This window comes from Dehalococcoidales bacterium (assembly GCA_030698765.1).
In the GTDB taxonomy this organism is placed as follows: domain Bacteria; phylum Chloroflexota; class Dehalococcoidia; order Dehalococcoidales; family UBA2162; genus JAUYMF01.
The window spans coordinates 1-11,474 of sequence record JAUYMF010000106.1 but is presented as its reverse complement, the minus strand read 5'-3'; the positions used below and the strand labels follow the sequence as shown (position 1 = coordinate 11,474).

The 11,474-nt window shown below is 54.1% G+C and carries 10 protein-coding genes; 6 read left to right on the top strand and 4 right to left on the bottom strand.

The features are described from left to right. Positions 1-435: 435 nt before the first annotated feature. The 4 genes from Q8Q07_05275 to Q8Q07_05260 all read right to left on the bottom strand — a co-directional run bounded on the left by Q8Q07_05275 (position 436) and on the right by Q8Q07_05260 (position 4,756). Entirely contained in the window at positions 436-681 is a 246-nt protein-coding gene (locus Q8Q07_05275) for a type II toxin-antitoxin system HicB family antitoxin (protein ID MDP3879700.1), read from the bottom strand. 374 nt (positions 682-1,055) lie between these two features. After that, on the bottom strand, positions 1,056-1,202 hold the full coding sequence (locus Q8Q07_05270) for a hypothetical protein (GenBank protein ID MDP3879699.1): 147 nt from the start codon (positions 1,200-1,202) through the stop codon (positions 1,056-1,058). A gap of 12 nt (positions 1,203-1,214) precedes the next feature. After that, positions 1,215-4,007, bottom strand: a complete 2,793-nt coding sequence (locus Q8Q07_05265) for a UPF0182 family protein (protein ID MDP3879698.1) — start codon at positions 4,005-4,007, stop codon at positions 1,215-1,217. 155 nt (positions 4,008-4,162) lie between these two features. Then, complete coding sequence (locus Q8Q07_05260) at positions 4,163-4,756, bottom strand: class II aldolase/adducin family protein (protein ID MDP3879697.1); 594 nt, start codon at positions 4,754-4,756, stop codon at positions 4,163-4,165. Between the two features lie 100 nt (positions 4,757-4,856). Here Q8Q07_05260 and sucC point away from each other — a divergent pair, with 100 nt between their 5' ends. The 6 genes from sucC to Q8Q07_05230 all read left to right on the top strand — a co-directional run. Then, entirely contained in the window at positions 4,857-5,984 is a 1,128-nt protein-coding gene (sucC, locus tag Q8Q07_05255) for an ADP-forming succinate--CoA ligase subunit beta (protein MDP3879696.1), read from the top strand. A gap of 7 nt (positions 5,985-5,991) precedes the next feature. Beyond that, positions 5,992-6,864 carry a succinate--CoA ligase subunit alpha gene (sucD, locus tag Q8Q07_05250; protein ID MDP3879695.1) on the top strand — a complete coding sequence of 291 codons (873 nt, stop codon included), beginning with the start codon at positions 5,992-5,994 and terminating at the stop codon, positions 6,862-6,864. A gap of 249 nt (positions 6,865-7,113) precedes the next feature. Next, positions 7,114-7,944 carry a (Fe-S)-binding protein gene (locus Q8Q07_05245; GenBank protein MDP3879694.1) on the top strand — a complete coding sequence of 277 codons (831 nt, stop codon included), beginning with the start codon at positions 7,114-7,116 and terminating at the stop codon, positions 7,942-7,944. A 183-nt stretch (positions 7,945-8,127) separates the two neighbouring features. Beyond that, complete coding sequence (locus tag Q8Q07_05240) at positions 8,128-9,348, top strand: LUD domain-containing protein (protein MDP3879693.1); 1,221 nt, start codon at positions 8,128-8,130, stop codon at positions 9,346-9,348. 33 nt (positions 9,349-9,381) lie between these two features. Then, positions 9,382-10,767 (top strand): NADP-dependent malic enzyme, encoded by a 1,386-nt coding sequence (locus Q8Q07_05235; protein MDP3879692.1) that lies wholly within the window; start codon positions 9,382-9,384, stop codon positions 10,765-10,767. A 4-nt stretch (positions 10,768-10,771) separates the two neighbouring features. Then, positions 10,772-11,474 (top strand): fumarate hydratase (locus Q8Q07_05230; GenBank protein MDP3879691.1); only part of this gene is annotated, 703 nt, incomplete at its 3' end.

The window sequence follows — 11,474 nt, the reverse complement described above, 5'->3', positions numbered from 1 at the left end:
AATAATGACAATTTCAGTTGCCATCGCAGCAAATGATTTGATTTATCTGTTAAATAACAATATGGCCATAGCGCTCATTCAGTTGGGTTATCCAATTAGTAGCCCAATAAGACTATCTAAAGACATAGCATATTTACTCATAATTATTAGTGTAGGAATACAGTTCTTCACGTTTTTTTACTTTCAAAGAGAGCCTTCATTAGGATACATTAGTAAAACGATATCTAATATCAAACTTAGATCGAAAAAAAGTTAAATTGTATTGTGAATTCATACGATACCCTTATTGAAGGTTAACCCATTTCTAGCCGGGCTATTCAATATTATGTAGGCGTAGTAAAGCCAGCATCAGCCCCTTCCTCTCAAACACCAGTTCGGAATGCTTCCAGCGCGGACTACCAATTTGGTAACATCGTTACCCTAAATACCGCCGTCTTAGCTAACCCCCGCCAGCTTCGCATTCCTAATCATAACGGTAGGATTGGGCTTTTTTCTCGGAACGGGAAGCCCGCGCTCTTTGAGCAGGGCGACGTGCTCCTCCATTCCCCACTTTGCCTTATAGAGGCAGTCCTCTACAGAATTGCCTACACCCGTAAAACCTTCCAGGTCCGGTGAATAGAAAGTAAAGAATGCAGGGTCTTCAGTTGCTTCTATTATGAGAGAATATTTTAAATCTATCATTCTATTTGCCCCCTTTCCTCTTCAATCCGGCTGCCTTCAAAATTGATTCACAAGTGCCTGTAGGAATCTCCCTGGAACCATGATAATCCACACGAATTAGTTTATTCAAGCCCTCTTTGCCGTAGTAACGGACAGAGCCCTTTTCCTTGATAAGCTCGAAGCCGTTTCGCTCTAGAAGTCTGGCTAATTCGCTGAACTTCATAGTTTATGAGAATTATCCTCTTAGGCAGACGTTCTAATTATAACATACTGGAGTGAACTTCTGGTTTCTCACCGGCTTCTGTCAGCAGCCGCTGCAAAGCCGGAATCAGCCCTTTCTTCTCAAAAAACAGTTCGGAATGCTTCCAATGCGGACTATCGTCCTCAATCCCCGGTTATGAAGTCACCTTCCTCGCCTCAATTAGCTTGAAGATTCCGGTAGAAAGGTCGGTCACCTGTTCCAATGCCAGACCTGTCCGGGCAACATTCTCCACCGTTCGGCGGTTGATATTTGACCCCATGGTGCTGACCGGACAAGTCATTCTTTCAGAAGCTTACCTGTTCTCCGCCTCAATTGTTAGCTCCGCCAATTCATTCAGTACCCTTTTCAGGGCATCCAGCTCCCGACCGTAACCGGCCCAATCACCTGCCTTAAGGTACTCTTGAGCACGGTCATAGTGCTGCTGGGCCTCCTCAATCAGACCAGCGATGCCCACTATCGGCTCTCCCGGTTCTCCCGGTAGTGGCGGGCTGACCGGAAAGCCATCCGGCGGCGGCTCAGCGCCGAAGATAACAGCCAGGCTTTCCGCCAGTGTCGGTCTCATGGCAATACGGTCACCGGCAGCCACGATAACCCGCTTCAGCTCCGGTAATCCCTGCGTATCCGCCTGGAGGAATACCGGTTCCACATACAGAATGGATTCACCGATAGGGATCAGCAGCAGATTGCCGCGGATAACCCGGGAGCCTCCCCGACTCCACAGGGCAAGCTGCTCGGTGATGACGGTATCCTGCTGGATACGGTTCTCAATCTGGCTGGGACCATATACCAGGCGCTCCTTGGGAAAGAGGTAGGCCAGCAGTTTCCCGTAGTTCTCACCGTCACTGCGGGCGGCCAGCCAGCCGATGGTATTGTTTTTATTCACCGGGGTGAAGGGTAGCATGAGCAGGAATTCTTCCTTATCTTCACCGGGCAGGCGCATAATAATATAGTATGACTCCATCGGCTGGTCACGGTCAGCATAGAACTCCCTGGGTACCGCCCAGAGGTCTTCTTTATTATAGAATACCCGGGCGTCACGCATGTGGTAGGTCTGATAAACCATAGCCTGAACATTGAACATGTCCTCAGGGTAACGCAGGTGGGCTCGTACCGATTCCGGCATTTGCCCGGCCGGGGTGAAGAGCCCGGGGAAGATAGCCTGATAGGTACGTATCAAGGCATCGTCCGGGTCTGTTACATAGAAGGTTACATCGCCATTGTAAGCATCAATAACAGCTTTAACACTATTACGGATATAGTTGATACCACCGGCGATAGGTTGAGAATAGGGATAGCGTTCCGTGGTAGTATAAGCGTCCTGTATCCAGAACAACCGCCCGTCAATCACCACCAGATAAGGGTCATTATCCAGTTTCAAAAAAGGGGCCAGATGGTTTACCCTCTCCCTGATATTGCGGTAGTAGAGTACCCGGCTCTCCGGCGTCAACTCGTTACTGATAAGGATATTTAAATCTCCCAGCTGCCAGGCATAGACCAGGCGGCGGAAGAAACCGTTCAGGGTAACTCCACCTTCTCCCTGATAGTGAGTGTAAACATTCTCGTCACCCCTGGGATAGTCAAACTCCTGGGTACTGGTTTTTACCAGCACATATTCATTCGTTTTTTCACCGTAATAGATTTCAGGGCGCTCAATATTGATATTACCGACCGGAGGAATATCTTTGACCATAAGCACCGGCAATCCCTGCGGAGTAATCTCGTTAACCGGGCTCAAGGTAAGACCGTAGCCATGGGTATACTGCAGTTTACGGATGAGCCAGGTCTGTGCTTCCACGGATAGTTTCTCTGCGGACAGCTCCCGGGCGGACAGCATGACCTGCCGGTATTTACCATCAATGGCATAGCGGTCAATATCAACATCATTAAAATCATAGTAGAGCCGGAAGGACTGCACCTGATTATAGGTATCTTTTAGTGGACGGGGGTCCCAGAGACGGATGTTGTTGATGGTGGCCTCATTCAGTGTCAGGTCCTGCTGGCGCGGCATATCCTCCGCGGGAAAGGCTTGCTCCTCAATCCTGTTCAGGGCAAAAGCGTCCCTGGTGAACCGGATGTTATACTCGATATAGGGCCTCTCCCGCACCATCTCACTGGGTTCCACCTGAAAGCGCTGCACTATTCCGGGGAAGATACCGGTGACAATGACAGCCACCACTATCCACCCCCCGATACCATATAACGGCCAGCGCAGGTTGCGCCGCATTACGGAAACCACCAGCAGCCCCATAAAGATAAAGACCACCCCGATAAGAATCCACTGTGCCGGTAGCCGGGCGTTAAGGTCAGTATAGGTAGCACCGAAGACAACACCCTGAGGTGAGAAGACCAGCTCCCAGATACCCAGCCAGTAGCCCCAGGCAATAAGACCCAGGATGGCGACGACCAGCGCCCCGATATGGGCCACCACCGCCCGGCTATAATCAAACTTCAGCCGCTGCGCCGCATAACTGAGGAAATAGACGCCGCCGCTGGCCAGAATGGTTATTATCAGCGCCCCCACCAGCCAGCCCTGCAGCAGGTTAAGGAAAGGCAGGGAGAAAACGTAGAAGCCAATCTCCCTGTGGAAAGCCGGGTCACTGACACCGAAGGGCTGAGCGTTAAAGAAACGCAGTATAAGCTGCCAGTTACTCTGGGCTACCATACCGAAGATGACGCTGAGCAGGATTGTTCCCAGGATAACATTTATCCTGAGGATTGATTGTAGCTGGCGCACTATGGCCCATGGCCAGAAGTGCGTTTCAGTCTTGGGCGCCAGCCGTGCCGCCAGCACCATGTTCCCCAGTAACAGCAGGGCGAAGGTGATGGCGGCAATAAAGAAAACCGCCACTTTGGTCCACAGAATAGTGGTATAAACACTGCCGTAACCCAGATTACTGAACCAGAGCCACTCGGTGTAGAACCCCTTCAGTAAACCGGCCAGGATAAACAGGCCGAGGGCGCCAAGCAATATCAGAACTATCCGTGAAGTTGTCCAGCCAGGCTTATTCCCGGCTGCCGGACCCCTGCCTTTATCTTCAGGGAACCAGCGCTGCCACTGTCTGTCAAAAGAGTCCAATCCGCTCACCTCAATCTCTTAGACTTCTCTCAAAGGTACTTCAATAATATTGGAAATTATTTAAACTTGGCTCGAAGGGGATACTGTGTTGGAGACAGGGGGGTGGGTTGCGTCCACACTAAACTCAGTGCAAGTGAGAGGATAACACACCCTGATGCCATCGGTCAATGCGGACGGCGTTTTCTGGCCAAGTCGTGCGCGCTTTCGACCAGCTTCCCTGCCTCATCCATGGTCTCTCCCAGGGCAACGACCCCGTGATTCCTTAAGACGAAATAATTTAGCCATTCATGCTGCCGTAAAAACTCATTGACTTCCTTTGCCAGTTCCTGAGAGCCGCCGGGCCGTTCTTTCCGTGTAGTGGGGAGACCCATTGCAACAGCCAGATCCACCACCAGCGTATCATGGACGTGAAAGACGGCTCTGACGTCAGGTCGCAAATCATAAATCCTCAGGTGTAATAAACTCTCCCGTGATGGGGACACCCGTCCCCGGGCCGTCACTAAAATCCGGTCTCCTCTAACCTCAGCCTTCAAGACCTCGACAAGGTCTTCCCGAGCAATCGCTCCCAGACTGACACCGGTACCACTGATTACAAATCCCCCGTCAGTCCGGAAGCTCAAATTACCGGTCGTTGCCGGTGCCAGTCCCAGTTCGTCAAACCTCCTGCCCCAGCGAATAAGCCGGCTGATTCCGGCGTCATCAGGAAGACTCTCCCTTAGAAGATTGACTTCAAATCTGACCGCAGCATCCTCTTCCATTAACTAAAATTATACCACACACCCTTGACAACATCTTCAAGCCTGACTAGACTGGTTATGGCCTGACCCGCCCGTCACCCCACAGGCATTCCAGCAGACGATGAAACTATTTGAATTCGAGGCGAAAAAGATACTAGAAGAGAACGGCATCGCCGTCCCCTGGGGGAGAATCGCCCACAGCGCGGCGGAGGCTGAAGCGATTGCCCGCGAAATGGGCAGTCCGGCGGTATTAAAAGCCCAGGTACTGGTAGCCGGGAGGGGCAAGTCCGGCGGAATACTCTTCGCCAGTGACGCGGCTGAAGCCGGAAAAACCGCCGCAAGACTCCTCGGCAGCACCATCAAGGGAAACACTGTCAGCAGTTTACTGGTCGAAGAAAAACTGGACATCTCCGGTCAGTTTTACGCCTCGGTCGCTATTGACCGGCAGGCCCGGAGATACGTTATCCTGGCTTCCTCAGAGGGCGGCATCGACATTGAAGAAACAGCCCTGGCTTCCCCGGATAAAATAGCCAGGAGCTGGGCCGACCCCGCTACCGGCTTCAACCAGGCAGCCGCAGTTGAGATGCTGGGCAACTTCAGACTGGGTGAGAACGATACCGTCCGGTTCGCGGCTGTCCTTGACAGGCTGTATACGATAGCTATGGACTATGATGCCGAGCTGGTTGAGGTAAACCCGCTGGCCCGGACCGCCGCCGGTGAATTTATCGCCGCCGACGCCAGAATTATAATCGATGACAACGCCCTCTTCCGCCACCCCGAACTCAAGGGATTAAGCTCGGCAGGAGCCGAAGATACCCCTCTGGAAGCCGAAGCCAGGAAGCAAAATTTAGCCTATGTAGACCTTGACGGCGACATAGGCATCGTCGGCAACGGCGCCGGGCTGATGATGGCGACCCTGGACCTGGTGCACTATTTCGGCGGGAGACCGGCCAACTTCCTCGATATCGGGGGCGGCGGTAACGTGGACACCACCAAAAACGGACTGTTAATGGTGATGTCAAAGCCAGCCGTGAAAGCGGTGCTGGTCAACATCCTGGGCGGAATAACCCGCTGCGATGTGGTCGCCCGGGCAATTATTACCGCCCTTAATGAGAGCCGGGACAAAAAACCGGTGGTGGTCAGAATGATGGGAACCAACGAGACCGAGGGCAACCGGATGCTGCACCAGGCGGGAATAGCCACCTGCCCTGATGTAGAGGAAGCCATTGAAGAAGTCTTGAAACTATAAGGCAAAGATGAGCGTTATCATCAATAAAGACTCCAGAGTTATCGTCCAGGGCATTACCGGCAACGAAGGCAGGTTCCATACCGCCTCGATGCTCGGTTACGGGACAAAAGTGGTTGCCGGAGTGACGCCGGGCAAAGGAGGGCAGCAAATCGAAGGCGTGCCCGTCTACAATACGGTTGCTGAAGCGGTGACCGGACACGGCGCGGATACCTCCATTATCTTCGTTCCCGCTCCTTTCGCCCGCAGTGCCGCCCTTGAAGCTATCGACGCGGGCATCAAAACGATGGTGATTATCAGTGAAGGCATCCCGCAAAAAGACGCCATCGAGTTTATCAACCGTGCCCGCAAAAAGGACGGCACCGTAATTATCGGCCCTAACTGTCCGGGCATTATCAACCCGTCACTGCGAATCAAGGTCGGCATCATGCCCGACCGTATTTTCCGGCCCGGAAATGTGGGCATTATCTCACGGAGCGGCACCCTGACCTACGAGATTGCCTGGCACATCAGCCGCGCCGGGATGGGACAGAGCACCTGCATCGGCATGGGGGGAGATCCCGTTGTCGGGCTGGACTTCATCAGCCTGCTGGAGAGTTTTAAAAGCGACCCGGAAAGCGAGAGCGTGGTATTGATCGGAGAAATCGGCGGTAATGCCGAGGAAATGGCGGCGGAATACATCAGGGAAACAAACTACCCCAAGAGAGTGGTCGCCTACATCGCCGGTCGGGTAGCTCCGCCGGGAAAGCGCATGGGACACGCCGGGGCCATCGTCATGGGCAGCGCCGGGACCGCCCGCTCCAAGATTGACGCTTTCACCAGGGCAAAAGTCCCTGTAGCCGAGAAGCCCTCTGATATAGTAAAATTGTTAGTAGATGGGTAGCGCTCAGTAACAGTTACATTTGAAGAAAGGGACTGTCATTGCGAGACCATTCCGCCGCAGGCGGAAGGCTTCAGCCCGAGTTCAGCGTTCGACTGAGCTCACGCCGAAGTCCCGAGGGCGAAGCAATCTGGATGCTTGTTGCTCGTCAAGTATGAGATTGCTTCGTCGGCTCCGCCTCCTCGCAATGACAACCTGGTTCCTGAACGAAAGATTGTGTGTTACAGTCTAATAAGACGGAGAGACTTTGTCATGGATAGTAAAACACTGATGCCCCCCGGCCTGGCTTACCTTGCCGATAACATCACCGGTAAGGATAACCTGCTGGGCGCCGGGAAGGAGAGCGGGAGCCGGTGGGCTAAAGGACTCAACCTTCCCCGGGAGATGGAGACTATATTCTTTGCCGGGTGCGGCTACCAGTACGCCGGTGAACTGGAAGCATTGATGTCGCTGATGCGCCGTGTGGACAAGAGCGGCATCAGCACCGAGATGACCATGAACCTGGCCGGTTTCCAGAAAAAGCTGGGCATCGATGCCGCCGGGATATACCGCAAGGTGATGTCCCGTGGAAGCGACGCTCACGCCCGCCCCTTAAGGGATGCCGTTAAAGTGCTGCGTAAACTCGGCATTGATTTTGGCTACATGGCTGAGGAAGAGCCGTGTTGCGGGGGACTGCTGCACTACATTGGCTTACATGACGAATTCAACAATCACGCCCGAAAAGTCCATACCAAACTGAAATCGAAAGGGGTAAAACAAATCATCGGTATTATCCCTTCGTGCACCAATACGCTACGCACTTTGATGACGGAAAGCACCGGCACCAAAGACCTGGAGGTAAAGCACTTCTCCCAGGTTGTCGCCGAGAAGATAGACTCCCATGAACTGCGGTTTCCCAGGGAGGTCAAGGTTACCTACCATGACCCGTGCCAGCTGGTACGCTACATGGGAATAACCGAAGAACCCCGGCATATTCTGAGAGCCATTAAAGGCATTGAGCTGGTGGAACCAGACTGGGCAAAGAGGAATGGGCAACCTGCTGCGGAGGCGGAGGCGGATTTGAGGCTGTCTTCCCCGAGCTGAGCCAGATACTGGCTGTAAACCGGACGAAAGAACTGCTGGATACCGGGGCCGAGATTATCATCACCAACTGCCCCGGCTGCGTCCTGCAACTGGAGACCGGGCTCAAGGAACTCAAGACCAGCGGCGTGGAAGTGCTTGACCTGGCCCAGGTCGTGGCGATGGCGATGGAGGAATAATATATAGATGTCCGTTTTCAGCGATTATAAGAAAGAAATAATGGATGCCGCCCACAACCCGAAGATAAGGCTGGCTTTATCCCGGGCCATCTCCAGCTACCGGTCAAACACCAACACCGCTCTGGAGAGGTTCCCGCACACCATCAAGATGGCTGAGGAAGTCAGGGAAATAAAGATGAATGCCATCAGCAACATGGAGGAGCTTGCCCGGCAGGCCTGCGACGCTTTCGAGTACAACAAGGCCAAGGCGTATATCGCCAAGACCTCTGCCGATGCCCTGGAGATTATCGCCGGGCTGATTGGCACCAAAAAGCTAATCGTTAAAGGTAAAAGCCTGACCGGGGAGGAGATTCACCTGCGGGAGTACCTGGAAGAGCGCGGTAACGAGGTCTATGAGACCGACCTGGGTGAGTTTATCCTGCAAAAACTGGGCTCCAGGCCGATGCACCTTGTCTCCCCGTCCATCCATGTCCCCCGTGAGGATGTCGCCCAGCTTTTCCACCGGATCACGGGGGAAGAGTTCCCCCCGGATGATATCGAGAGGATGGTTGCCGCCGCCCGCAAACTGCTCAGGGAGAAGTACTTCGAGGCTGACTTCGGCATCAGCGGCTCTAACGTGGTAGCGGCGGACAGCGGTACGCTGTTCCTCATCGAGAATGAAGGCAATATCCGCCTGTCAACCGGCGCACCGCCGGTACACATCGCCCTGGTGGGTATGGAAAAACTGGTGCCCACGCTGGGTGACGCCTATAAAGTCGCCGAGGTGACCTGGAGATACGCCAACTACACCGTCCCCGGCTATGTCAGCCTGGTATCCAGCCCGAGCAAGACCGGTGATATTGAGAAAGTGACCACCTTCGGCGCCCACGGCCCGAAGGAGTTGCACGTTATCTTCATGGATGACGGCCGGACGCAACTGGCCAAGCACCCCATCCTGAAACAGGCGCTGTACTGCCTGAGATGCGGCGGCTGTCTCTACGAGTGCCCGGTCTACGCGATAACCGCCGGTTATTTTGGTGACAAGTATTTTACCGGCATCGGCGCTGTCTGGGCAGCCACGATCAGCCGTAATGTGGAAAAAGCAGCTTCCTTGGCCTACACCTGCCTTACCTGCGGCCGGTGCAAGGTGAGATGCCCGATGGAAATCAATGTTCCGGAGATGGTAATCGAGCTCAGAAAATTAATCATAGGGGGTGACCATTCAGGGCAAATTAAATTGACTCCGTAGGGGGCAGTAAAATATTTGTTAGGGGGGTGAAGTATGTCAAACAAAATGACTAAAGAGGAACTCCTAGCTAAAGCCCGCAAACCGGCGGAGGATGCCATGAAGTTACACCCGTTCTATCGAGGCAAGATGCAAACCGTTCCCAAATGCATGATTCGCGACTTTAATGACTTCGCCATCTGGTACACGCCGGGGGTGGCCGCTCCCTGCCGGGCGATAGAGGCCGACCGGGAAAAGGTCTACGACTACACCAGCAAGTGGAACACCATCGCCGTGGTCTCCGATGGCAGCCGCGTCCTGGGGCTGGGTGACATCGGGCCGGAAGCCGGAATGCCGGTTATGGAAGGCAAAGCCCTGCTGTTCAAGTACCTGGGCGGAGTAGACGCAGTGCCGATATGCCTGGGGACTAAAGACCCCGAAGAGATCATAAAAGCAGTAAAGTGGCTGCAACCATCCTTCGGCGGCATCAACCTGGAGGACTTTTCCAGTCCCAAGTGCTTCCACATCCTGGATACCCTGCGCCGGGAAATGGAGATACCGGTATGGCATGACGACCAGCAGGGAACGGCGGCGGTTACATTAGCTGCCCTGATCAACGCCCTGAAGGTGGTGGGCAAGACCAAGAATAACGTTAAGCTGGCGGTTATCGGCACCGGCGCCGCCAACGTGGCTATACTGAGGATATTATTTGCTGACGGTTTCCCGCCGGAAAACATCATCGCCGTAGATAGCAAAGGTACCCTGCACACCGGCAGAGCCGACATCGAGGAGAAGCAGCAGGAAAACCCCTACAAGTGGGACCTGTGCCGGAAAACCAACCCGGAAAAAAGGAGCGGCGGTATTGCCGAAGCGATGAAGGGAGCCGATATCTGCATATCGCTGGCGCATTCCGGCCCGGACGTCATCAAGCCGGAATGGGTCAAAGAAATGGCCCGGGATGCCATCATTTTTGCCTGCGCCAACCCCATCCCGGAAATCTGGCCCTGGGAAGCCAAAGAAGCCGGCGCCAGGATTGTCGCTACGGGAAGGTCAGACTTCCCCAACCAGGTAAATAACTCCACCGCCTTCCCGGCCATCTTCCGCGGCACCCTGGATATCAGGGCAAAGACCATCACCGATGAAATGTGCATCGCCGCCGCTTATGAACTGGCCCGGTGCGCTGAAGACCGGGGAATACATGAGGACTACATCGCCTCGACAATGAGCGAAGAGGATGTCTTTGTCCGGGAAGCCGTCGCCGTCGCCATGAAAGCCCAGGAACAGGGTGTTGCCCGTATTCGAGCCACCCGTGTAGAGCTCACCCGGCAGGCAGCGAAAATAATCAATGGAGCCAGGGAAACCACAGCCCTGCTGATGAAAGAGGGTTTAATCCCTCCTCCACCGATTGACCAGCCAGCAGCCATTTCAAGAGGAAGGATGTAGCTTATTGAAAAACATTAACACTCAAGAGATAACGGCAACAGTCTCCCGTTTGTGCCAGGAAGCCAACTATTTTCTCCCTGACGATGTCTTGAATGCCTTGCAGCAGGCTCGTCAGACCGAGGAATCGCCTTTAGCCCGGCAGACCCTGGACCAGATCCTGGAAAATGCCAAACTGGCACGGGAAGAAGAGGTAGCGATGTGCCAGGACTGCGGGACGGTGGTGGTCTACCTGGAAGTAGGACAGGATGTCCACATCACCGGTGGCGACCTGTACCAGTCGGTTAACGAGGGAGTTCGTCAGGGGTATGACCGTGGCTATTTACGCAAGTCCATGGTCAACCAACCCTTCTCGGCGCGGGTCAATACTAAAGATAATACCCCGGCGGTAATCCACACCGATATCGTCCCCGGTGACAAGCTGAAAATCACGGTACTGCCCAAGGGAGGCGGCGGGGAAAATATGGCGCGCCTCTTTATGCTGACCCCGGCGCGGGGACGTCAGGGTATCATCGACTCCGTCGTACAGGCAGTTGACGAGGCCGGCAGTAACCCCTGTCCTCCTGTTATCGTCGGGGTGGGCATCGGGGGTACCGCCGAAAAAGCGCTAACGCTGGCCAAGCAAGCGTTATTGCGAGAGGTGGGCAAACCCAGTCCGGACGCTGAGGTTGCCGAGCTGGAGAAAGAGTTACTGCAGCGTATTAACGACC